This is a genomic window from Plasticicumulans lactativorans (genome assembly GCF_004341245.1).
GTDB classification, from domain to species: domain Bacteria; phylum Pseudomonadota; class Gammaproteobacteria; order Competibacterales; family Competibacteraceae; genus Plasticicumulans_A; species Plasticicumulans_A lactativorans.
In genome coordinates, this window is sequence record NZ_SLWY01000013.1 from 50,059 (window position 1) to 73,431 (window position 23,373).

The following is a 23,373-nucleotide window of genomic DNA, read 5'->3' on the forward strand; positions in this document are numbered from 1 at the left end:
GGGGAGAGCCGACAGGGTCGCCAGCGAGTGCCCAGTGGGCCGCACCATGCTTGACGAATGGTTTTTTGTTTTTATAAAATACCAAACAGGTTGGCGGTACAGGGTCGGTCCAACGGTGTCGCCGGCTGGCTTTGGGGGGACATCGCCGCGGAAATGCGGCGCGCCACGTACTCATCCCCAGTCCCATAACCCGATCACTTGACAAAGGTTCTGCCCATGTTTGCTTCGACAAATCCAACGACCGGGGAAACGATTGCCCGGTTCGACGAGCACACCGACGAGTACGTTGACGCTGCGTTGCAGAGCGCAGCCGATGCACAGCAGGCGTGGGCGCGTCGTCCGCTCGCAGAGCGCGCGGCTCTGCTAGGCGAAATTGCGACGGTGTTCCGGAACAGGAAGGATGAATTTGCTCGTCTCATCAGCATGGAGATGGGCAAACCGATCCGCGAGGCCGTCGCCGAGATCGAGAAGTGCGCCTGGACGCTGGATTTCTATGCGGAAGTCGCCCCTCGTCATCTCGCCGATATGCCCGTCGCAAGCAACGCGACCGAGAGCAAGGTCGTTTTCGATCCGCTGGGTGTGGTGTTGGCGATCATGCCCTGGAACTACCCCTTCTGGCAGTTCGTCCGCTTCGCCGCCCCCGCATTGGCCGCTGGTAACGGCACGATTCTGAAGCACGCCAATAACGTGCCGCAGTGCGCCCTCGCGCTTGAGCAGGCGTTCCTTCAGGCTGGCACGCCGGATGGTCTGGTTCGGTCTCTCCTTGTCGACTCCAGCCGGGTTCACCGTCTGATCGATGATCCGCGGATCGCAGCCCTCACGCTGACCGGTTCCACTGCGGTGGGCAAAATCGTTGCCTCCCAGGCCGGACGGGCCATGAAGAAGCAGGTGCTGGAACTGGGTGGTTCGGACCCCTTCATCGTGCTGGCCGATGCCGATATCGAACTCGCTGCCAAGACTGCCGCGAAGGCCCGGTTCTCCAACGCCGGCCAAAGCTGCATTTGCTCCAAGCGTTTTCTGGTTGAAGAGTCCGTTGCTGATCGATTCGTTGAACGCTTCTGCAAGCACGTCAAAGAGATTCGAGTCGGTGATCCGTTCGAGGCAGGGGTCACGATGGGGCCGATGGCACGTGAAAATCTTCGCGACGAACTGCACTGTCAGGTTGAGCGCTCCTTGGCGGCTGGTGCAAAGCTCCTGATGGGTGGCAAACCACTCGAAGGTGGTGGCGCCTTCTATGCACCCACAGTGATTGATCACGTCACGCCGGACATGGCGATCGGTTGCGAGGAGACCTTTGGTCCGGTGGCGGCAGTCATCCGCGTTCCCGATGCGGAAGAAGCCGTGCGCCTGGCGAATGCGACTGAATTCGGGCTGGGTGCCTCACTGTGGACCTCAGACCTTGATCTGGCAGGCCTGCTGGTTCGGCGAATTGAAGCCGGTGCCGTGTTCGTCAATGGGCTGGTTGCTTCCGATGCACGCCTGCCCTTTGGCGGCATCAAGCAGTCTGGCTATGGGCGCGAACTAGGTGAGTTCGGCATCCGCGAATTCACCAACATCAAGACGGTGTGGATCGGGCCGGCCCGTTGAGCAGCGAGGAGAAAGCACATGTCAGCAATCAAGACCCCATCGGCAGCGGTCCTTCTCCGTCCGGAGGAACTGGAGCGCTACGAACGAGGCGGCGGGGCACGTACCACGCCCCTGGTATCGCCGCCGATTGGCGCCAGGAGCTTCATCACCGGCATCACCGAATTTGATCCGGGTGTGGCAATCCCTTTCCACAGCCATAACTGCGAGGAAAGCGTGGTATTGCTCGAAGGTACCGCCGTCATGGATATCGATGGCCAGGAGCACCCCCTGAAGCCGCTCGACACGACATTCATTCCAGCGAACGTGGTTCACCGCTTTCGCAATGTGTCGAATGACTCGAAGATGAAGATCCTGTGGATCTACGCTTCCCCCGACGCCACCCGGACGCTGCAGGCGACCGGTGAAACACGCCCGGTATCCGCTGAGCACGAACAGAACCGCTGACTTTTTTCCTTCACGCTACCATTGGAGTTCAAGACATGCGCATCCTCGTGCTGCCGGGCGACGGCATCGGCCCGGAAATCGTTTCCTCCGCCCTCGACGTGCTGCAGGCGGCGAACGGGCGCTTCCCGCTCGGCCTGGCATTCGACTTCGACGACGTCGGCTTCGTCAGCCTTGAAAAATACGGGACCACGCTGCGCGACGAGCTGCTGGAGAAGGCGCGTGGCTATGACGGCCTGATGCTCGGGACGATTTCCCATGCCGACTACCCGAAGCCCGAAAAAGGTGGCCGCAACGTCTCCGCCGGCTTCCGCGTCGGCCTCGACCTCTACGCCAACGTCCGCCCCGCACGCACGCGCGACGCCATTCCGTCGAACCTCAAGCCGGGCAGGACGATGGACCTGGTGATCGTGCGCGAGGCCACCGAAGGCTTCTACGCCGATCGCAACATGTTCCGTGGCTGGGGCGAGATGATGCCGAGCCCGGACATGGCCCTTGCGGTGCGCAAGATCACCCGGCATTGCAGCGAGCGCATCGCGCGCAGTGCCTTCGAGCTGGCGATGAAGCGCCGCCGGAAGGTCACCGCCATCCACAAGGCGAACAGCTTCCACATGACCGACGGCCTGTTCCTCGAGGCGGTGCGCAGTGTCGCCCGGGACTTCCCGCTGGTCGCGCTGGACGATCTGCTGGTCGATGCCGCGACCGCGCACCTGGTGCGCAATCCGGAGCGCTTCGACGTGCTGGTCGCCACCAACTTCTACGGCGACATCCTCAGCGACCTGGCGAGCGAGCTGTCGGGTAGCCTCGGCCTCGCCGGTTCGGTGATGGCCAATAACGGTCTCTGCTGCGCCCAGGCGCAGCACGGTTCGGCACCGGACATCCAGGGCCGGGACCGGGCCAACCCGACGTCGATGATCCTCTCCGCGGCGATGCTCCTGCGCTGGATCGGCGAACAGCGGGGCAACCGGGCGTTCGAGAACGCGGGCAAGGCGATCGAGGCGGCCGTCGATGCCGTCCTGTCGAACCCGGCCACCCGTACCCCCGACCTGGGGGGAACCCTGGGGACCCGGGCGTTCGGCCTGGCCGTCGCCGGGCAGTTGCAGCGGGGCTGACGGGGCCCGGGCGGCCCCGTGGACTGTGCGGTGGGGCCGCACGCGCGTGATGTCCGGGGCGTTCCGCCATCCGTGGCGCTGCCCCGCCTGCGCCGCGCCTTCCCTGGCAGGCGCCGCAGGCGGCCGGGTCAGTCCTCGGTGCCGGTCACCAGCCGCGTGCCGCGGCGGAAGGTCAGGTAGGCCCACAGCCACTGCAGCGCCACGCCGACGCGGTTGCGGGCGCTGCTGAGGAAGGCGACGTGGACCAGACCCCACAGCCACCAGGCGAGCGCGCCGGACAGGCGCAGCTTGCCGAAGTCGGCGAGCGCGGACTGGCGGCCGACGGTGGCGAGGCTGCCGAGGTGGCGGTAGCGGAACGGCGCCGGGGCGGGGCGGCCTTCGAGGCGCGCGCGGATCACCGCGGCGGCGTAGGCGCCGCCCTGCTTGGCGGCCGGCGCGAGGCCGGGCACCGGCCGGCCGTCCCAGGCGTCGGCGGCGGCGGTGTCGCCGATCGCGAACACCTCGGGCAGGCCCGGCACCGAGAGGTCGGGGCCGACCTTGAGCCGGCCGGCGCGGTCGGCCTCGGCGCCGAGCCACTGCGCGGCCTTCGAGGCCATCACGCCGGCGGCCCAGAACACCGTGCGCGACCACAGCCGGTGGCCACCGACCAGCACGCCGTCGGCATCGACCTGCTCGACGCGCGAGTCGGTCAGCACCTCGACGCCGAGGGCTTCGAGATCGCGCCGCGCCACCGTCGACAGCGCCGGCGGGAAGGTCGGCAGCACCCGCGGCTCGGCCTGGATCAGCACCACGCGCGCGGCGCCGGGGTCGATGTGGCGGAACTCCTCGGCGAGGCCGTGGCGGGCCAGCTCGGCGATCGCGCCGGCGAGTTCGACGCCGGTCGGGCCGCCGCCGATGACGACGAAGGTCAGCAGGCGGGTGCGCTCGACCGGGTCGGCGCAGGTCTCGGCGTGCTCGAAGGCGAGCAGGATGCGGCGGCGGATCGCGGTGGCGTCGTCGATCTTCTTCAGCCCCGGCGCGTAGGGCTCCCAGTCGTCGCGGCCGAAGTAGCTGTGGCGCGCGCCGGTGGCGAGGATCAACTGGTCGTAGCGCAGCCGCGCGCCGTCGACGATCACCTCGCGCCGCTCGCGGTCGACGCCGCTGACCTGGCCGAGCAGCACGCGGGCGTTGTCCTGGTCGCGCAGCAGCTCGCGGATCGGCGTGGCGATGTCGGCGGGGTTCAGCGCGGCGGTGGCGACCTGGTACAGCAGCGGCTGGAACAGGTGGTAGTTGCGCCGGTCGATCACCGTCACCCGGCAGGGGGCGTCGGCGAGCGCGCGCGCCGCGGCGAGGCCGCCGAAGCCGGCGCCGACGATGACCACCTGCGGCAGGGTCTCGAGTTCCGCCTCGGGCACGCGGCGCAGCGCCGGGAAGCGCCGGGCGAGCAGGGCGGCGAGCAGCGCATCGGCCGACAGCACGCCGGCGCCGCGCACCGCGAGCAGCGCGGCGGGGGCGGCGAGCCAGACGAGGCCCGGCAGGTACACGGTCGCGGCGGCGGCGAGCAGCGCGAGCGGACGGGTGGCGAGGCCGACGACCAGCAGCACCGCCAGCGCGGCGTGCGGCGCCGAGCCGGGATGGGTGGCGAACAGCGCCCAGGCGAGCGCGGCGCGCGCGGCGAGCCACCACAGCGGGCCGAGGGTGCGGGTGAGCGCCTGCCCCAGCGCAAGCAGCGGGCGCACCAGCGGCAGCGCGGTGCTGCCGAGGCCGCGGGCGAGCAGGTGGTCGAGCGCGAGCGGGCCGGCGCCGCGGATCGCGTAGCCGGCGAACAGCAGCGCCCACACCAGGTGCTCGGGCAGCGCGCGGTACTCGAACTCGATCACCAGCGTCAGCGCGAGCAGCGGCAGCGCGGCGAGGCGCGTCAGCAGGCCGGCGGCGAGCAGCACCGGGAACACCGTCTCGACGATCACGCCGAGCAGCGCGGCGGTGGCCGGCGCGAGCCAGCTCACCGGGTACTCGTGGGTGGCGAGCGCGAGCGCGGTGTTCCAGTCGGCGAGCTTGAGCAGGCCGGAGACGAAGAAGGCCTGCGCGAGCCACAGGCGCACGGCGAGGTCGAGCCACGGCCAGACGAGGCTTTCGCCGGCGCGCAGCCCGCTCGCGGCGCGATGCAGGCCGCGGGCGTAGCGGCGCTCGCGCAGGCTGCGCAGCGCGCCGGGGTCGATGGCGAGGGGAGCGGACATGGTGGCGGCCCTCACAGGAAGACGTCGGCGATCGACACCGACGAGCGTTCGCCGAGGTCGTCGAAGTGCTGCGCGAGCCAGGCGTCGGCGCGCTCGCGGCCGAGCGCGCGCAACTCCTGCAGGAAGCCCCAGTCGGCGTTGAGCTTGCTCGACACGCTGAGCTTCGCCATGCGCTCCTCGGCGTCGATGCTGTGGATGCGCATGCGCTTGTACTGCGCGGGGTCGAGCGCGCCCTGGTCGATCAGTTTGGTGACGAAGTCGATCGCGCGCATCTCGCGCATCAGCGAGGAGTTGAAGGACAGCGTGTTGACGCGGTCGAGGATCTCGCGCGCGGTGGTCGGTACCTTGGGGATCTCGATCGGGTTGATGCGGATGATCAGCACGTCGCGGCTGTCGGCGTTGTAGATCAGCGGGTAGATCGGCGGGTTGCCCATGTAGCCGCCGTCCCAGTAGTGCTCGCCGTCGATCTCCACGGCCTGGAACAGGAACGGCAGGCAGGCCGAGGCGAGCACCGTGTCGGCGGTGATCTCGGCGGTCTCGAACACGCGGATGCGCCCGCGGCGCACGTTGGTGGCGCACAGGAACAGCTTGACGTCGGTGCTGGCGCGCAGCCGCTCGAAGTCCACCACGTCGATGAGCACGTCGCGCAGCGGGTTGACGTTCATCGGGTTGAGTTCATACGGCGAGAAGAAGCGCGTCATCGTGTCGAACATGAACCACAGCGGCGACCAGTCGAGGTTGCCGGTGCCGAGCATGCGGTCCATCCACGACGGCTGCAGCGGGCCGAGGCGCGCGGCGTCGGCGATCCTGCGCCAGAAGCGGTCGAGGGCGGCGCGCGCACCGGCGGGCCCGCCGCTGGCGAGGCCCGAGGCCAGCACCGCGGCGTTCATCGCCCCGGCGCTGGTGCCGCTGATGGCGTCGACGGCGATGCGCCCGTCCTCCAGCAGCCGGTCGAGCACGCCCCAGGTGAAGGCGCCGTGCGCGCCGCCGCCCTGCAGCGCGATGTTGATGCGTCGAAGTCCGAAATCGGGGTTGGCGGTCATGGCCGGACCCTCCTGCAAGGTGGTGGCGAGAGCGGCGGGTGCGGCCGCCGGCCGCACCCGCGCCGGCTCAGCGCGGGGCCGAGGTGTGCGCGTGCGCCGTGCCGCTGCGCGGCGCGCGTTCATCGAACAGGTAGTCGTGCAGCACGCGGCCGTAGGGCAGCGTCAGGTCGGCCACCAGGTGGGTCGCGCCGACGATGCGCCGCACCGGGAAGTCGGCGACCGGGGCGTTGACGTGCGGCACCAGGTGCAGGCGCGCGTCGCCGGCCCAGATGCCCTTCACGGCGATGTCAGTGAGGTTGTAGCCGACCAGTTGCGCGATCGCCGGGCGGCCGTCGACGCCGGGGATCAGCTTGAGGTTGACCTGCGTGCGCGACAGCGTCTGCCGCGCGCGCTCGGCGTCGCAGGTGTGGTGCTTGTAGTGCATCGTGCCCATCGCCACGAGCTCGCCGGCGTAGTGCAGCGTGCCGGTGAGGGTGTCGGTGCGCACCTCCAGGCGCGGCTTGGCGTGCTTCTTCGGGAAGCCCCATATCTCGCGCCCGGCGGCGATCGGCGGGTCGTCGTCGAGGTACATCTGCAGCGTGAAGTTGCAGCGCTCGCCGGCGAAGCGGCAGGGGATCACCAGCCCCGACTCGGTGTAGTCGCCGAAGCCCTGGCTGTCGGGCATGCGGATCCACTCGTAGTGGACCACCGCCTCCTCGACCGCTTCGAGCGGTTCGGGCAGCGCGGCGCGGATCGCCGCGGGGTCGGTCTCGTAGGTGACGATGAAGTATTCGCGGTCGACGAAGCGGTACGGCCCGCGCGGGTAGCTGGGGCTCGCGGGCGGCATCGCGGCGGCGTCGAGGATGGCGTTGCGGTTCATGGCGGTGACTCCGAAGGCGCAGGGCGGGCGGGGGTTCAGCGCGCGGTCCAGGCGCCGTCGACGGCGATCGCCTGGCCGGTGAGCTGCGCGGCGGCCGGGGAGGCCAGGAAGGCGACCAGCTCGCCGAGCTGCTCGGGGGTCACGAACTGCTTCGACGGCTGCTTCTCCTCCAGCAGTTCGCCGCTCGCCTGCGCGTAGGGGATGCCCTCCATCGCGGCGCGCTCGGCGATCTGCTTCTCGACCAGCGGGGTCAGCACCCAGCCGGGGCAGACGGTGTTGCAGGTGACGCCGCTGCCCGCGGTCTCCAGCGCGACGACCTTGCCGAGCCCGACCAGGCCGTGCTTGGCGGCGACGTAGGCGGCCTTGTGCACCGAGCCGACCAGGCCGTGCACCGAAGCGATGTTGACGATGCGCCCGTGGCCGCGTTCGAGCATGCCGGGCAGCGCGCGGCGGATGGCGTGGAAAGCCGCGCTGAGGTTGAGGGCGAGGATCGCGTCCCAGCGCTCGACCGGGAACTCGTGCACCGGCGCGGTGAACTGGATGCCGGCGTTGTTGACGAGCACGTCGATGCGCCCGAAGCGCGCCTGCGCGGTGTCGATCAGCCCGGCCACGCCGTCGGCGTGGCTCAGGTCGGCGCCGGAGTAGGCGGTCTCGATGCCGAACTCCTGCGCCAGCGCGGCGCACAGGGCGTCGGCTTCGAGCGGGGTGCTGAGGCCGTTCAGCACCAGGTGGTGACCGTGCGCGGCAAGGCTGCGGGCGATGCCGAGCCCGATGCCGCTGGTGGAGCCGGTGACGACGGCGACGGAATGCTGCTGCATGGATGGAAACCTCGGGTTGCGGGAAGGGTGAGCGCCGCACGACGCCCCGGGGTATTCCGTCAACAATCTCCGTGCCAAACCTTAAACCGCTGACGCGTCAATGGCTTGTAGCATCGGCGTAGGGGCGGCACGGCGGTGGCCCGCGAGATGCGGCAGCGCCGCCACGGCATGTCGTGGGCGCGACGCAGCCGTCGCGACTGCAGCCATCGCAAGGCATGATTGGGCTACACTCGCAGCGTGAAGCGAAAGCCAGGGCCTCGAAGGGAGGGGGCACATGGATTCAGTGTCGATCGAGACCAAGGTACTCACCGGCTTCGGTGCCGTCCTGCTGGTGCTGACGGCGATCGCCGCGCTGACCTACCAGTCGTTCCGCAGCTTCATCGACGCCTTCGGCGCGGTCGAGCACACGCTGCAGGTGCGCATGACGTTGCAGCAGGTGCAGGGGCGGCTGATCGATGCGCAGACCGGCACGCGCGGCTACCTGATCACCGGCGACGAGCGCTACCTCAGTCCCTACCAGAGCGCGCTCGCCACGCTCGACCAGGACGTGCAGCGCCTGAGCGCCCTGACCGCCACCAATCCCGATCAGCAGCGCCGTATCGGCGAGCTCCACGATCGCATCGCACCGCTGCTGGCCTCGCTCGATCGCCTGATCGCGCTGCGCCGCGAGCAGGGTTTCGAGGCCGCGCGCGCGCAACTGGTCAGCGACGCCGGCGGGCGGCGCATGGCGGCGATCCGCGAACTGATCGCGGCGATGGACGCCGAGGAAGCCCGGCTCCTGCAGCAGCGCACCGCCGCTTCGCAGGACAGCGCCAACGAGCTGACGCTGGCGCTGGAGCTGCTGATCGGCGTGAGCGTCCTGTTCTTCGCGCTGCTCCTGTGGCGGGTGCGGCGCGACCTCCTCTCGCGGCGCCGCGCCGAGGAGGACCTCGCCGAGGTGGCGCGCTACGACCGCGTGATCGGCGAGGCGCTGGCGCTGTTCAACGCGAGCCCGGAGCGTGGCCGCGTGCTCGACGGCGTGCTGTCGCTGCTCGCGGACACCTCGCTGTATCCGGTATCGGTCTTCTACCGCTACGACAGCTGGTCCGGCATGCTCGAACGCGAAGCCGGCTGGGGCATGTCGGCCGGGACGGCGACGAGCTACCGCCTCGGCGAGGGGCTGGTCGGGCAGGCGGCGCAGGCGCGCCGGGTGCTGGTGCTCGACGCCGCCGCCGGCCTGCCGACGATCGACGCCGGCGTGCAGAGCCTGCGCCCGGCGGCGATCCTGGTGGTGCCGATCGCCTACCAGGAGCGCCTGCTCGGCGTGCTGGTGCTGGCGTCGACGCGGGCCGCGGGCGCGCGCGACCGCACCTTCGTCGAACGCCTGGCGGCGCAGATCGGCGTGGCCCTGCACAACCTGCAGCAGTTCGCCGACGTCAAGGCGCTCGCCGGCGAACTGCGCCAGCGCGGCGAGGAGATCACGCGCAAGAACCGCGAGCTGGAAGCCGCCAACCGGATGAAGTCGGAGTTCCTGGCGACGATGTCGCACGAGCTGCGCACGCCGCTGAACGCGATCATCGGCTTCTCCGAGGTGCTCAGGGACGGCCTCGCCGGCGACCTCAACCCCGAGCAGCGCGACTACGTCGGCGACATCTTCGACAGCGGCCACCACCTGCTCGCGCTGATCAACGACATCCTCGACCTGTCCAAGGTCGAGGCCGGTGCGATGCCGCTCGAGCTGGAGGCGGTCGACGTCGCGCAGTGCCTGCGCAACGGCCTGGCGATGGTGCGCGAGAAGGCGCTCGCCCACGGCCTGCAGGTGGACCTGCAGCTGGGCGACGGCGTCGGCGTGATCGGCGCCGATGCGCGCAAGTGCAAGCAGATTCTCTACAACCTGCTGTCGAATGCGGTGAAGTTCACGCCGCGCGGCGGCCGCCTCGAACTCACCGCGCGGCGGCTGGCGCGCGGCGCGATCGACAGCGCGGGGGCCGGCGAGGCGCACGTGCTGTGGCTGCCGCCGGCGGGCCCCTACGACGAATTCCTCGAGATCGGCGTCGCCGACACCGGCATCGGCCTGTCGCAGGCCGAGCTCGACCGCCTGTTCCGGCCCTTCGTGCAGATCGACAGCTCGCTCGCGCGCAAGTACTCGGGGACCGGGCTCGGGCTGGTGATGGTCAAGTCGCTGGTCGAACTGCACGGCGGCGGCGCCGGGGTGAGCAGCACGCCGGGCCGGGGCAGCCGCTTCACCGTCTGGCTGCCCTGCCGCGCGCCGGCCGACACCGAAGCGGTCATCGCCCCGGCAGCGGCCCGTAGCAGGGGTGAGGCGCTGGCGCTGGTGATCGAGGACGACGACCAGTCCGCCGAACTGATCCGCCTGCAGCTGGAGGCCGAGGGCTTCGCGGTGGTGCGCGCCACCAGCGGCGAAGAGGGGCTGGCGCTGGCGACGGCGCGCCTGCCGGACCTGATCACGCTCGACCTGCTGCTGCCGGGGATGGATGGCTGGGCCTGCCTCGAACGCCTGCGCGACGACCCGGTGCTGGCGCAGGTGCCGGTGGTCATCATCTCGATCCTCGCCGACGACGCGCGGGCGCGCGGCCTGAGCCTCGGCGTGGCGCGCGTGCTGCAGAAACCGGTCGGCCGGCAGGCGCTGCAGGAGGCGATGGCGGCGCTCGGGCTGTCGCGGCTCGCCGACCCGCCGCCCAGCGTGCTGGTGGTCGACGACGACCCGCGCTCGGTGGAGATCATCGCGGCCTACCTCGAGGAGGCCGGCTTCGTGGTGATGCAGGCCTACGGCGGGCGCGACGGCATCGACCTCGCGCAGAACACGCACCCGGCGCTGGTGGTGCTCGACCTGATGATGCCGGAGATCAACGGCTTCGAGGTGGTCGAGGTGCTGAAGCGGCGCCCGGAGACCGCGGACATCCCGATCCTGGTGGTGACCGCCAAGCAGATCGATGCCGAGGAGCGCGCCCGGCTGAACGGCCACCTGCTGCGGATCGTCGAGAAGGCGGCCTTCAGCCCCGAGGACTTCATCCGCGAGGTGCGCCGCTCGCTGCGCCGCGCCGCAAACGCCGCCTAGACGCCGCGGCTGGACACGGACGGACACGGACGGGAGACGGAACGATGGCGAAGATCCTGGTGGTCGAGGACAACGCGACCAATCGCAAGCTGGCGCTGCTGCTGCTGCGCAAGGCCGGTCACACGGTGCTGGAGGCGGCCGACGCCGACAGCGGCATCGCCTGCGCCCGCGCCGAGCGCCCGGACCTGATCCTGATGGACATCCAGCTGCCCGACCTCGACGGGCTGAGCGCCACGCGCCTGCTGAAGGCCGATCCGGCGACGCAGTGCTGCCCGGTCATCGCGCTGACGGCCTTCGCGATGCGGGGCGACGAGGAGCGCGTCCGCGCCGCCGGCTGCGACGGCTACATCGCCAAGCCGATCGAATACCGCCACTTCCTCGCCACCGTGGCCGAGGCGCTGGCCGGCGCCACCGCGGCGGGGCGGCCATGAGCGAGGCCTCCCGATCACCGGTCAGGATCCTGATCGTCGACGACGACCCGGTCGGCGCGCGGCTGCTGGCGACGCTGCTGGCGTCGCAGGGCTACGCGACCACGACCGCGGTGAGCGGCCCCGAGGCGCTGGCGCGGGTGGCCGAGGCGCTGCCCGACCTGATCCTGCTCGACGTGATGATGCCGGGCATGGACGGCTTCGAGGTCGCCAACCGGCTCAAGGCGGGCGAGGCCACGCGCTCGATCCCGATCATCATGGTGACGGCGCTGGACGACCGCGACGCACGCCTGCGCGGTTTCCAGGCCGGGGTCGAGGAGTTCGTCGCCAAGCCGGTGGACCGGGCCGAACTCTGGGTGCGGGTGCGCAACCTGCTGCGGCTGAAGGAATTCGGCGACCTGCTGGCGGACCAGAACCGCACCCTCGAACGGCTGGTCGCCGAGCGCACCGCGCAGCTGGAGGACAGCTACCGCGAGACCATCTTCACGCTGACCCTCGCCGCCAGCTACAAGGACGAGGAGACCGGCGCCCACGTGCGCCGCATCAGCGTCTACACCGCCGAGCTGGCGCGGCGCCTGGGGCTCGATGCGGCGTTCGCCGACACCATCTACTTCGCGAGCCCGATGCACGACGTCGGCAAGATCGCGATTCCCGACGCGATCCTGCGCAAGCCCGGCGGCTTCACGCCGGACGAATGGGCGATCATGAAGACCCACGCGGCGCTGGGGGCACGCATGCTCGCGGGCGGCGCCTCGCCGTACCTGCGCATGGGGGCCGAGATCGCGCAGAACCACCACGAACGCTGGGACGGCAGCGGCTACCCGCAGGGCCTGCGCAACGAGGCCATCCCGCTGTCGGCGCGGATCATGATCGTTTGCGACCAGTACGACGCGCTGCGCAGCACGCGCCCGTACAAGCGGGCACTCGACCACGCGACGACGCTCGACATCATGCTGAAGGGCGACGGGCGCACCGTGCCCGAACATTTCGACCCCGCCGTGCTGGCCGCCTTCGTGGCGTGCGCCGAGACCTTCCGCGAGATCTACGCCGCCCACGAGGGCTGAGCCGCGGCACCGCTCACGACGTCGCGGCGGCGAGGATCTCGATGCGCCGGGCGAGGTTGGCGCGCGCGCGCGCCTCGCAGCGGGAGCGGAAATACGGCGTGTAGTAGATCGCCGGGCGCGCCAGCAGCATTTCGAGGAAGGCGCGCTCGCCTTCGCAGCAGGCGATGTCGCAGAGATCCGGGCGTTCCTGGCGCAGGCGGGCGCCGTCGCAGCAGAACTGCGTCCAGGGCACGCCGAGGCCGGCGATGTCGATGTCCACGGTCCACGCGGCGGCGGCGTGCGGCGGTGCCACGCGGTGCGTGGTGGCGAGGATGCACTCCACCACGCGCGCGGCGATCGGGATGTGGCCGCCGGCCCGCGCCAGCAGCCAGTCGGCGCTCGACGCCTCGTTGTTGCAGGCGCCGGGCACGTAGATGACGTCGTGCGTCCACAGCGCCAGCTCCACGACCTCCGGTTCCTCGATCTGCCCGCGCACCGTGTCGAAGGCGCGTACGCAGCGCCAGATGTGCGCGAGCGTGTGGTAATGGCGGGCCGGCTCGGCGTAGTGCGCGGCAAGGTCCTGCCACACCGCGGCGGCATCCTGGCCGCCGCAGCGTGTCCACAGGTCACGGAAGCGGGTTTCGGCGTGCGTCACGATGGCGGTTCTCAGCGCGTGGGCCCGGCGGCCGGCACCACCACCGGCTCGAGCGTGTACAGGGAGGTGAGCTCGGTGCGTCCGCGCACCTGGACCTCGCCGACCGGGCGGAAAGCCAGGCCCGCGGGGTCGCCGGCGGCGCGACGCGTCGCCTCCGACACCAGGATGCGGGTGTCGTAATCCTTGTTCAGTGGTTCGAGGCGGGCGGCGAGGTTCACAGCGTCACCATAGACGGTATAGGCGAGGCGTTCACCCGCGCCCACCAGCCCGCCCACCACCACGCCGGAATTGATGCCGATGCGCGCGCGCAGGCGCACGCCGTCGCCGAAGCGGCGACGCTCGAGCAGGGCCTGCACCTCCAGCGCGGCGCGGCAGGCGCAGGCGGCGTGGTCGGGCAGCGCCTGCGGCAGGTTGAAGGTCGCCATCACCGCGTCGCCGATGAACTGGTCGACCACGCCGCCGTGGCGCTCGATCGGCTCCACCACGGCCTGGAACACCTCGTTCAGCAGCGCGATCAGCCGCGTCGGCGCCAGCGCTTCCGCCAGGCTGGTGAAGCCCTCGACGTCGAGGAACAGGATGGTCGCCGGGCGCAGTTCGCCGGCGCCGGTCTCGGGGCGCTCGGCCGCGGCGGCGATGCGCACCGCCACCGCCATTGGCAGGAAGCGCGCCAGTTCGCGCGCGGCGTTGGACTCGATCACCGAGCGCTCGAGCAGGTGCTGCGCGCGGGTCACCGCGATCGCGAGGATCGCGGTCACCGTCAGCACGGTGATCACCTTGTCGAACTCGCCGCCGAGCAGCACCGCGTTCGAGGTCAGGTAGTGCACGTAGTCGCGGGTGATCACCGCCGCATGCGGGTCGCCGCCGATCGCGTAGGCGAGCATGCCGAGCCAGCCGCCGGCGGCGCACAGGCCGGCGAAGACCACGAAGCGCGGTTCGAAGCACAGCACGCGCAGCGTGATGAAGATGAACACGTAGAGCAGCGTCGGCGCCTTCAGGTAGAAGCTCGGCGGCTGGCCGTACTGCAGGTGGAAGCTCCAGATCAGCCCGTAGAGCAGCGTGAAGTCGGCGACGATCGACAGGTGCGCCGCCCAGTCCGGCAGCGCGTGCCGGCGTGTCCAGGCGAGCCGCGCGAGCGTGAACGCGAGGTAGGCGGTGAGCGTCCAGGGCACCGGCATCAGCTCGCTCATGTGCGGCGGCTTCGGCGCCACCGCCCACAGCGAGCCGAAGGTGGCGACCACGCCGAGCTGCACCCAGCCGATCAGGCGCTCGCTCGAATCGCGATGCGTGCGGATCATCGCCGCGAGGCGCGCCGGCAGCGGCGCGGCGCGGGGCGGGAAGTGCAGGCGCAAGCGGGCGACGAGGCTCGGACTCACGGCGTTCTCCAGGGTTCGTCAGGTCCACCGTAACGGTGGAGCCGTTTCGCTTCCAGCACCGCAGGTGCCGTGTGGTCAACAACGTGTGTGACATCGGCGGGCGCGTCGCGGCTAGCGCCGCCGCGCCCGGATGCCGAGCTTCTGCAGCCGCGAGCGCAGCGTGCTGGGGTGCATCTCGAGCGCCGCCGCGGCGCCCTTCGGGCCTTCGATCACGCCGCCGCAGCGCTCCAGCGTGGCCTCGATGTGGCGACGCTCCACCGCTTCGAGGCTGGCCGCATCGGCGCCCGGCGGCGTCTCGCCCGCGGTGACGGCCGGTAGCGGTGCGGCCGCCGGCAGCGGTGGCACCGCGAAGGTCGGCCGCACCGGCGCGAGGCCGAGGTCGGCCTCGTCGATCAGCGCGTCGGTGGCGAGGATCGCGGCGCGCTCGACCACGTTCTGCAGCTCGCGGATGTTGCCGGGCCAGGGGTAGGCGAGCAGCGCCGCGAGCGCGCGCGCGGTGACGCCGTGCAGCGGCTTGCCGAGGCGCCGCTGCAGGCCGCCGAGCACGTGCGCGACCAGCGCCGGGATGTCGTCGTGGCGCGCGCGCAGCGGCGGCACCTGCAGCGGGAAGACGTTGAGGCGGTAGTAGAGGTCGGCGCGGAACTGGCCCTGCTCGACCATCTGCGCGAGGTCGCGGTTGGTTGCCGCCACCACGCGCACGTCGACGTGGATCGGCCGCGTGCCGCCGACACGCTCGAACTCGCGCTCCTGCAGCACCCGCAGCAGCTTGGCCTGCGCCGGCAGGCTGAGCTCGCCGACCTCGTCGAGGAACAGCGTGCCGCCGTCGGCGAGCTCGAAGCGGCCCTTGCGGGTGGCGATGGCGCCGCTGAACGCGCCCTTCTCGTGGCCGAACAGCTCGCTCTCGATCAGCTCCGAGGGCAGCGCCGCGCAGTTCATCTTCACCAGCATGCGCTCGCGCCGCGGGCTCTGGCGGTGCGTGTAGCGCGCCAGCAGCTCCTTGCCGGTGCCGGTCTCGCCGAGCAGCAGCACCGTGGCGTCGGTCGCGGCGACCTTGTCGAGCTGCGTGCGCAGCTCGCGGATCGCGGCCGATGCGCCGACGATCTCGTGGGCTTCGCCCACCACCTGCGCCTGCAGGTAGGCCTTCTCCTGGCGCAGGCGGGCCAGCGCCGCCTCGGCCTGATGGCGGTCGTTGAGGTCGCGCAGGATCAGCGTGGTCAGCTCGCAGCCGTCGACCCGCGTGCACGACAGCGTGGCTTCGGCCGGGAAGGCGCTGCCGTCGGCGCGCACCGCCTCGATGCCCTGCGGCACCCACAGCGACGGGCGCGCCGCCGCCGGCGCCGCCAGGTGGTGGTCGAGCAGCGCGCGGAACGACGGCGCGAGGAAGCGCTCCAGCGGCGTGCCGACCACGTCGGCGGCGCAGCAGCCGAGCACGCGCTCGGCCGCCGGGTTGACGAAGGTCACGCGGCGCGCGCCGTCGATGCACACCACGGCGTCGAGCGCCGAGCCGAGGATCGCGGCCAGCCGCGCCTCGCGCTCGCGCAGCGCGCGCTCGGTGTGCACGCGTTCGAGTTCGGCCGCCGCGCGTGCCGCGAACACCTGGAACAGCGCGAGTTCGCGCGGCGCGGCCGGCATCGCCCGCTCGTCGAGCACCGCCAGGTGGCCGAGCACGTCGCCGGCGGCGTTGCGCAGCGGGATCGCCAGGTAGCTCTCGGCGCCCATCACCGCGAGGTCGGTGTTGCGCGGGAACAGCGCCGCCACGCCCTGTGGGTAGTGGCGCGGCTCGCCGCACAGCACCGCCTCGCAGGGCGTGCCGGACAGGTCGAATTCCTCTTCGGGCGCGAAGTGGTCGTGGTCCCAGTTCGCCAGCATGCGCACGCGGGTGCGCACCCCGGCGAACTCGGCGACGAAGGCCCAGCGCACCGCGAGCGCGGTCGCCACGCCCCTGACCAGGCTGCGGAAGAACGCCTCGCCGGTGACGCTGGCGGTGCCCTCGACCAGGGCACGCAATCCGGTGTCGAGTTCGTCCAGGTGTGTCGTCACGGTCACTGCCCCCCGCCGCTGGGTGTGGGGGGCAGCGTATGCCAGTGGCATCACCGGCTCCAGCGGCCGAGCAGGCGGTCGAGCGTCAGCGCGCCGGGGCCGTGGGTGAGCGTCACCAGCAGCAGCAGGCCCCAGAGCTGGTGCTCGTGCAGGCCGGCGGCCTCGAGCGCCGGGTAGGAGATCACCGCGATGATGTTGAACACGAACAGCGCCGCCGCCGGCAGCCGCCCGCCGAGGCCGAGCACCAGCAGCACCGGCAGCGCCAGTTCGGCGGCGGTGCCGAGCACGGCGGCGAGCATCGGCGGCAGCAGCGGCACCTGGTACTCGTAGGTGAACAGCAGCACGGTCGAATCGAAGCTCGCGATCTTGGTCAGCCCCGAGGCGAAGAAGGCCTGCGCGACCCACAGCCGCACGGCGAGGTCGACCAGCGGCGTGAACCAGCCGAGCAGGGTCTCGAAGCGGGCGTGCAGGCGCACGCCGCGCTGCAGCAGGGGGTGACGCAGCACGTTGCAGGCGGAAGAGGCGGTGGCATTCATGGCGGTGCGCTCCTTGGAGGGGGTCACAGGTGAAAGCCGACGAGGGCGCCGCGGGCGAACAGCCCGCCGAGCGCCGTGCCGGGGTCGAGGTCGGGGGCCGCGGCGAGCGCATCGGCGCAGGCCTCGGCCACGGTCGCGCCGGCGGCGAGGGCCGCGAGCAGCGTGTAGGTGCCGGCGTCGAGCCGGCCGATCGTGATGTCCGCCCCCGCGCGCAGCACCAGCAGCCATTCGGCCGCGGGCGCCGGCGGCGGCAGGGGGTCGTCGGCGCCGTCGGTCGCGGCCTCCCAGTACGCGAGCACCGGCCAGGCGCTCGCGACCAGGCCGAGCGCCGGGTGCGCGACGAAGCGCAGCCGCGGGTGATCCTGCGCCGCCACGCCGCGCAGGGCGTCGAGCGCGAGGGCGGGGGGCAGCGCGGCGAAGTAGGCGGTGTGCACGGCCCATTCGAGGCGCGCGAGCTCGGCGAGCCAGGGTGCCTGCGGCGGCGGCGCGGCGGCGATGACATCGGCCAGCGCGGCGCCGTAGCCGTGCAGGTCACCGCTGCGCGAGGGGTGAGCGAGCAGGTAGCGGGCGGCGAGTGCGTGGAAGCCGCCTTCGCCGAGCGTGCGCGCGAGCACCGGGTAGGCGCCGGCGAGCGCGGCGGTGAGCGTCAGGCGGTGATTGTTGGCGTACACCATCAGGCGCTCGGCGGGCTCCAGGCCGCGCCCGGCGATCAGGCCCTGCAGCCGCGGCGGGGCGCTGCCGCGCACCGCGGCGAGGAAGTCGCGCTGCAGTTCACGCAGCATGGCGGCGGCCCTCGAGCACGGCGTCGGCGCGCGCGGCCTCGGCCAGCAGCACGTCCAGCGGCGGCAGCGCGCTGTCCCATTCGATCAGCGTCGGACGCGGGCCGAAGCGTGCGATCGCCTCGGCGTAGAGCGTCCACACCGCCGGGCACACCGGGCGGTCGTGGGTGTCGATCAGCAGGCTGGTGCCGCGGAGGGTCTTCTCGGTGTGGCCGGCCAGGTGGATCTCGGCGATGGCCGCCGGCGGCAGCGCCGCCAGGAAGGCGTGCGGGTCGACGCCGTGGTTGCGGGCGTTGACGTAGAGGTTGTTGACGTCGAGCAGCAGGCCGCAGCCGGTGCGCCGCGCCAGCGTGGCGAGGAATTCGCCCTCGGGCAGCGACGGTATGCGGAAGTCGACGTAACGCGAGATGTTCTCGACCAGCAGGGTGCGCCCGAGCGCGTCCTGCACGGTGGCGACGCGGGCGCAGACGTGGTTCAGCGCCTCGGTGGTGCAGGGCAGCGGCAGCAGGTCGTTCGCGTGCACGCCGCCGACCGAGCCCCAGGACAGGTGCTCCGACACCAGCGCGGGCTCGAAGCGGTCGCACAGCGCCTTCAGTTGCCGCAGGTGGCCGCGGTCGAGCGGATCGGTGGATCCGAGCGACAGGCCGACGCCGTGCAGGCTCAGCGGGTGGCGCGCGCGGATCGCTTCGAGCACCGCGAGCGGCCGGCCGCCGCTGCCGAAGTAGTTCTCGCTGTGCACCTCGACCCAGCCGAGCGCGGGCTGCTCGCGCAGCACCACGTCGTAGTGCTCGGCGCGCAGGCCGATGCCGGCGACGGCCGGCAGCGGACGCACGGGCGCGGACGGGAAGCGGGTGTTCATGATCGCGCACCTCGATGCCGGTGGGGCGATGGGGGGCATGCGGACGGGGGTCGGCCGGCGGCGGGGGCCGCCGGCCGACGCGCGGGGCTCAGGCCTTCTTGGTCAGGCTGCCGCCGGTGAGCTTTTCGCAGGTCCCCTTCGGCACGAACAGCCACGAGTCGCCCTGGTTGTCGGCGCTCGCCTGGCCGGCGCAGGCGTGCATGTTGGTCTGGCAGTCGTTCTTGCCGGCCTTGACCACGCCGAAGCACTTCTCGGCGGCGAAGCTCGGGGCCTCGGCCGGGCCGGCGTAGGCGCTGACGGCACCGAGGGCGAAGGCGGCGGCGATGGCGGACTGGATCACGGTCTGGGTCTTCATGGCGTGTACTCCTAAAGGCTCGTGTGGGTGAACGGGCCCGCCGGTGGCGGCCCGGGTCCTTCCCGGCGTTGGCGGTTCGGCCGCTGCAAGCGCGTTTCAGGTTCGGACGAGACAGGTATTGCAGGCCCTGTGCCAAACCTGCATTTTGTATTCAACATATTGTTTTTTATGAATAAAGATTTAAGCCGCCAGGATTCGGCGAAGCTTCCGGCGGGCCGGCGCGGGGAGGGCCCACGAGACCTCGCGGTGGGCGCCACGACATGTCGTGGGAAGGAACTTGGTGGCCACGAACGCTGTCGTGGCGTTCGTGGCCGCGGCGGCGCCTGCGGGAGGCGCGCGGCCCGCGTCAGCAGGTGGAGGAGGGCGGGCGTGGCGCCCGCCTGTCGCGATATATCCTGATGTTTCTTGGCGGAGAAATTTTATTCCTTCCCGCATTCATCACGCGGGGTAGGCTCGATTTGCCGCCCCTGAAGCCGTCACCGGGGCCGGGGGCGCAGGCCCGTTCGCATCGCGAAGGGCCGGCCGACCGCACGTTTGCAACACAAGCGTGATGGTCTGTAGGCGCGAGGCGGGTCGACGCCCGCCCGTGGAGTGAGGACGGAGGTGACACATGCTGTCGTATGTCGATTGCGTCGGTTTTTCCGAGCTGGACGAAGACGAGATCGAGGCCCTGGCGGCTCACGAACACATTCCGATGATCGTCGCGGCGGAAATGGGCTCGTATCTGGTACACGACGACGCGAACGGCGTGCCGCGCTTCTGCCGGATGCTCGTCGCGGACATCCGCGCGGCGCGGGCATCGGGCCACCCCGAGCGTGCCGACCACCTGCGCGTGGTGCTCAGGCACTTCCGCCACACCCACCACGCGAGCCACGCGGGCTGAAGGCCCGCCAGGCCCCGCCGTGTGCGCGGCGGGGCTTCCCCCGCCCGGCCGCCGCGGCCGGACCGGCCCGCCTGCACGAAGCCGGCGGCCGGGCGCCGATCCTTGCTAGGCTGCAAGGCATGTCCACCGCCGCCGCACCGACCCCCGCCCGCTGGAGCCGCGAGAGCGCCATCACGCTCGCCGACGGCGGCGCCGCTGCGCGCTGCCCGTGGGTGGAGGCGCTGCTCGCCGAGTACGCCGCCGCGGTGCGGCGGGTGAGCCTCGAGGGCGTCGGCGGCATCGAGCTGGTCTGCGACGTGTTCCCGGCCAGCGCCCCGGAGCGCGCGGCGCTCGTGCTGGTGCACGGCACCGGCGAGGCCTCGATCCGCTACCTCGAACTGGTGCACGACCTGCGGCGGCTGTTCCCCGCGTGGAGTCTGTACCTGCCCAACCACCGCGGGCAGGGGCTGTCGCAGCGCCTGCTCGAGCGCCGCCCGTGGCACGCGATCGCCGACGATCCGGCGGCGCGGGCGCGCTACCAGACCTGCCATGTCGAGCGCTTCGACGACTACGTGAGCGACCTCGAACGCTGCCTGGCCGAGGTGGTACGGCCCGCCACCCACCCCTGCCTGCTGGGCCTCGGCCATTCCGGCGGGGCGACGATCCTGCTGCGCCACGCGCAGCGCCATCCGGGGCGCTTCGCCGCGCTCGCGGGCACCGCGCCGATGGTCGAGATCCGCGGCCTGTGGGGGCTGCCGGTCGGCCGCGACGTGCTCGGCCGCGCCGCGCTCGCGGCGGCGCTGGTGGCGGGGCGCGGCGATGACTTCGCGATCGGCCAGGGGCCGTACACGCCGCTGCCGTTTCGCGAGGCCGACGGCAGGCTCAACTCGGTCACCGGCAGCGAGGCGCGCTACCGGCTGCGCAGCCACCTGCAGGCGCGCTTCCCCGAGACGGCGCTGGGCGGGCCGAGCTGGCGCTGGGTGGCCGAGGCCATCGCGGCGGGGTCGGCGCTGCGCCGCGAGGCCGCGCGCATCGCCACGCCGCTGCTGCTGGTGGACGCCGGCTGCGACGCGCTGGTCAACGCCGCGGCGAGCGCGGCCTTCGCCGCGGCGGTCGCCCGCGCGCACCCCGGCACGTGCCGCCACCTGCACCTGGCGGCGGCGCGGCACGAACTGCTGATCGAGCGGGACGTGCTGCGCGACCGCGTGCTCGACGCCATCACCGACTTCCTCGCCGCCGCCTGCCCGCCGGCTGCCCGCGGGTAGAATGCACGCCTGCCGTCCCGCCCCCGTCGCCGAGCCACCATGCACATGCACCACGATCTCACGCCCGCCGAGCGCGCGCGCCTGCTGCACCTCGCCACCACCGCCTCGGTGCTCACCGCCAGCGTGCTGATCGCCGGCAAGCTCGCCGCCTGGCTGATGACCGGCTCGGTGAGCGTGCTCGCCTCGCTGGTCGACTCGACCATGGACGTGCTGGCCTCGCTGATCAACCTGGTGGCGGTGCGCTACGCACTGCAGCCGGCGGACGCCGACCACCGCTTCGGCCACGGCAAGGCCGAGGCGCTCGCCGGGCTGGGGCAGGCGACCTTCATCGCCGGCTCGGCGCTGTTCCTGATGCTGCAGGCGGTCGACCGCCTGCTGCGCCCGCAGCCGATCGGCGAACTCATGGTCGGCATCACCGTGATGGGCTTCGCGATCGCCGCCACCGCGGCGCTGCTGCTGGTCCAGCGCCACGTGATCCGGCGCACCGGCTCGACCGCGATCAAGGCCGACTCGCTGCACTACCTCACCGACCTTGCCACCAACCTCAGCATCATCGTCGCGCTGCTGTTCGGCGCTTTCGGCTATCCCGGCCTCGACCCGCTGTTCGCGCTCGCCATCGCGCTGTACATCCTGAAGAGCGCCTGGTCGATCGGCGCCGAGGCGGTCGACCTGCTGATGGACCGCGAACTGCCCGAGGCGCTGCAGGCGCGCATCTTCGACATCGCCGCCGGCGAGGCCGGCGTGCTCGGCGTGCACGACCTGCGCACGCGCCAGTCGGGCCACACCTACTTCGTGCAGATGCATCTGGAGCTCGACGACGCGCTGCCGCTGGTCGCCGCGCACGCGATCGCCGAACGGGTGGAGGCGGCGATCCGCGGGGCGCTGCCGGGCGCCGAGGTGATCATCCACGAGGACCCGGCGAGCATCGTGCAGCGCCTGCGCACGCACGCCGGGGCGCCCGCCTGAGCGCACCCGGCGCTACAGCAGCTTCTTCAGCAGCAGCACCGCGAGCGTGCCGGCACCGGCGCCGACGATGGTCAGCATCACCCAGCCGAAGGCGTGGGAGCTGCCGGTGAGCGGCATGTTCTCGACGTTCATGCCGAAGATGCCGGTGATCAGCGTCATCGGCAGGAACACCGCGGTCAGCACCGAGATCACGTAGAGGTTGCGGTTGGTGTCCTCGGCCACGCGCGAGGCGAGCTCCTCCTGCAGCAGCTTGGCGCGTTCGTAGACCTCGCCCTGGTCGTCGAGGACGAAGCCGAGCTGCTCGGCCACCTCGCGCAGGCGTTCGCTCTCGCCCGCGCCGAGCCAGGCCGGCGGGCGCTGCAGCAGCTTGTGCAGGCTGCTGCGCTCGGGTCCGAACTGCCGGCGCAGGTGCACGCAGCCGCGGCGCAGGCGGCCGAGCTCCTCGCGTGCCGAGGTGCCGCCGACGAGGATGTCGTCCTCGATCTCGTTGACCTGCTCGGCCATCGCATCGATGCACGCCGACAGCCCCTCGTTGCGCAGGTCGAGCAGTTGCGCCGCGAGTTCCACGCCGGTGGCCGCGTGCAGGCCCTCGCGCACCGCGAGGCGCAGTTCGTCGGTGCTGCGCAGCGGGTGGGCGCGAGCGCTGAGCAGCAGGCGCGCATCGGCGTACACCCACAGCGTGCCGAGCACCGCGGGGTCGGTGGGCTCGTCATAGGCGAGGTCGTGGATCACCGCGAGCAGGCCGGCGCCGACCACCTGCACGCGGCCGCGATCGTCGCGCTCGGCGAGCGCCTCGTGCAGCGCCGGCGGTACCCGCTCGCTCTGCGCGAGCCAGCGCCGCGCGCGCAGGTTGCTGAGGTTGAAGTGCAGCCACAGCACGGTGCCGGGCGCGGCGAGGGCCGCCGGCACCTCGGCGAGGCTGATGGGCGCCGCGGGCGTGTCCGGCCCGGCGAGGCGAAAGCCGCAGATCAGCCCGTCTTCGGGCGTGAGGGTGCGCAGCGGTGGGGGTCGGTCCACGGGGGTTGCGTCCGGTAGGGCACCGCGGGCGCGGTGCGGGGGCACGGAAAGCGACGAGTCT

The 23,373-nt window shown here is 71.7% G+C and carries 21 protein-coding genes; 9 read left to right on the plus strand and 12 right to left on the minus strand.

Annotated features, from left to right (window positions below; all coding sequences use genetic code 11):
- Positions 1–216: 216 nt before the first annotated feature.
- The 3 genes from EV699_RS12450 to EV699_RS12460 are packed head-to-tail and all read left to right on the plus strand — an operon-like array spanning position 217 to position 3,140.
- A complete protein-coding gene (locus tag EV699_RS12450; RefSeq protein ID WP_132543177.1) occupies positions 217–1,587 on the plus strand; it encodes an NAD-dependent succinate-semialdehyde dehydrogenase in 1,371 nt (456 codons plus the stop codon).
- Positions 1,588–1,605: 18 nt separating this feature from the next.
- Positions 1,606–2,031, plus strand: coding sequence for a cupin domain-containing protein (locus tag EV699_RS12455; protein WP_132543179.1), 426 nt, complete (start codon positions 1,606–1,608; stop codon positions 2,029–2,031).
- Between the two features lie 35 nt (positions 2,032–2,066).
- Positions 2,067–3,140, plus strand: a complete 1,074-nt coding sequence (locus EV699_RS12460; protein ID WP_132543181.1) for an isocitrate/isopropylmalate dehydrogenase family protein — start codon at positions 2,067–2,069, stop codon at positions 3,138–3,140.
- 128 nt (positions 3,141–3,268) lie between these two features.
- Here the strand turns inward: EV699_RS12460 and EV699_RS12465 are convergent, their stop codons facing one another.
- The 4 genes from EV699_RS12465 to EV699_RS12480 form a co-directional block, all read right to left on the minus strand.
- A complete protein-coding gene (locus tag EV699_RS12465; protein WP_132543183.1) occupies positions 3,269–5,356 on the minus strand; it encodes an FAD-dependent oxidoreductase in 2,088 nt (695 codons plus the stop codon).
- Between the two features lie 11 nt (positions 5,357–5,367).
- Entirely contained in the window at positions 5,368–6,399 is a 1,032-nt protein-coding gene (locus EV699_RS12470) for a patatin-like phospholipase family protein (protein WP_132543185.1), read from the minus strand.
- A 67-nt stretch (positions 6,400–6,466) separates the two neighbouring features.
- Complete coding sequence (locus EV699_RS12475; protein WP_132543187.1) at positions 6,467–7,258, minus strand: acetoacetate decarboxylase; 792 nt, start codon at positions 7,256–7,258, stop codon at positions 6,467–6,469.
- Positions 7,259–7,293: 35 nt separating this feature from the next.
- Positions 7,294–8,076 (minus strand): 3-hydroxybutyrate dehydrogenase, encoded by a 783-nt coding sequence (locus tag EV699_RS12480; protein ID WP_132543189.1) that lies wholly within the window; start codon positions 8,074–8,076, stop codon positions 7,294–7,296.
- Between the two features lie 274 nt (positions 8,077–8,350).
- On the opposite strand from EV699_RS12480, the gene EV699_RS12485 reads away from it, so the two are divergent.
- The 3 genes from EV699_RS12485 to EV699_RS12495 are packed head-to-tail and all read left to right on the plus strand — an operon-like array spanning position 8,351 to position 12,626.
- Complete coding sequence (locus tag EV699_RS12485; RefSeq protein ID WP_132543191.1) at positions 8,351–11,134, plus strand: response regulator; 2,784 nt, start codon at positions 8,351–8,353, stop codon at positions 11,132–11,134.
- A 44-nt stretch (positions 11,135–11,178) separates the two neighbouring features.
- Positions 11,179–11,565: a response regulator gene (locus tag EV699_RS12490; RefSeq protein WP_132543193.1), complete on the plus strand. Its 387-nt coding sequence runs from the start codon at positions 11,179–11,181 to the stop codon at positions 11,563–11,565.
- Positions 11,562–12,626 (plus strand): response regulator, encoded by a 1,065-nt coding sequence (locus EV699_RS12495; RefSeq protein ID WP_132543195.1) that lies wholly within the window; start codon positions 11,562–11,564, stop codon positions 12,624–12,626. The genes EV699_RS12490 and EV699_RS12495 overlap by 4 nt, the downstream gene beginning before the upstream one ends.
- Before the next feature lie 13 nt (positions 12,627–12,639).
- Here EV699_RS12495 and EV699_RS12500 read toward each other — a convergent pair whose 3' ends face one another.
- The 7 genes from EV699_RS12500 to EV699_RS12530 all read right to left on the minus strand — a co-directional run bounded on the left by EV699_RS12500 (position 12,640) and on the right by EV699_RS12530 (position 19,202).
- Positions 12,640–13,260: an HD domain-containing protein gene (locus tag EV699_RS12500; protein ID WP_132543197.1), complete on the minus strand. Its 621-nt coding sequence runs from the start codon at positions 13,258–13,260 to the stop codon at positions 12,640–12,642.
- A gap of 11 nt (positions 13,261–13,271) precedes the next feature.
- Positions 13,272–14,633, minus strand: coding sequence for an adenylate/guanylate cyclase domain-containing protein (locus EV699_RS12505; protein WP_132543199.1), 1,362 nt, complete (start codon positions 14,631–14,633; stop codon positions 13,272–13,274).
- 111 nt (positions 14,634–14,744) lie between these two features.
- Positions 14,745–16,673: a sigma-54 interaction domain-containing protein gene (locus tag EV699_RS12510; protein WP_243662655.1), complete on the minus strand. Its 1,929-nt coding sequence runs from the start codon at positions 16,671–16,673 to the stop codon at positions 14,745–14,747.
- Positions 16,674–16,723: 50 nt separating this feature from the next.
- A complete protein-coding gene (locus EV699_RS12515; protein ID WP_132543203.1) occupies positions 16,724–17,209 on the minus strand; it encodes a DoxX family protein in 486 nt (161 codons plus the stop codon).
- Positions 17,210–17,232: 23 nt separating this feature from the next.
- A complete protein-coding gene (locus tag EV699_RS12520; RefSeq protein ID WP_132543205.1) occupies positions 17,233–17,991 on the minus strand; it encodes an HvfC/BufC N-terminal domain-containing protein in 759 nt (252 codons plus the stop codon).
- Positions 17,981–18,847: an MNIO family bufferin maturase gene (gene bufB, locus EV699_RS12525; RefSeq protein WP_132543207.1), complete on the minus strand. Its 867-nt coding sequence runs from the start codon at positions 18,845–18,847 to the stop codon at positions 17,981–17,983. The genes EV699_RS12520 and bufB overlap by 11 nt, the downstream gene beginning before the upstream one ends.
- An 88-nt stretch (positions 18,848–18,935) precedes the next feature.
- Positions 18,936–19,202, minus strand: a complete 267-nt coding sequence (locus tag EV699_RS12530; RefSeq protein WP_132543209.1) for a BufA1 family periplasmic bufferin-type metallophore — start codon at positions 19,200–19,202, stop codon at positions 18,936–18,938.
- Between the two features lie 610 nt (positions 19,203–19,812).
- Here EV699_RS12530 and EV699_RS12535 point away from each other — a divergent pair.
- From EV699_RS12535 to EV699_RS12545, 3 genes are all read left to right on the plus strand, one after another.
- Complete coding sequence (locus EV699_RS12535; protein WP_132543211.1) at positions 19,813–20,085, plus strand: hypothetical protein; 273 nt, start codon at positions 19,813–19,815, stop codon at positions 20,083–20,085.
- A 119-nt stretch (positions 20,086–20,204) separates the two neighbouring features.
- A complete protein-coding gene (locus EV699_RS12540; protein WP_132543213.1) occupies positions 20,205–21,329 on the plus strand; it encodes an alpha/beta fold hydrolase in 1,125 nt (374 codons plus the stop codon).
- 45 nt (positions 21,330–21,374) lie between these two features.
- Positions 21,375–22,295 (plus strand): cation diffusion facilitator family transporter, encoded by a 921-nt coding sequence (locus tag EV699_RS12545; protein WP_243662656.1) that lies wholly within the window; start codon positions 21,375–21,377, stop codon positions 22,293–22,295.
- Positions 22,296–22,307: 12 nt separating this feature from the next.
- On the opposite strand, the gene EV699_RS12550 is transcribed toward EV699_RS12545, so the two are convergent.
- Positions 22,308–23,312, minus strand: a complete 1,005-nt coding sequence (locus tag EV699_RS12550; RefSeq protein ID WP_165904123.1) for a CorA family divalent cation transporter — start codon at positions 23,310–23,312, stop codon at positions 22,308–22,310.
- Positions 23,313–23,373: the final 61 nt, after the last annotated feature.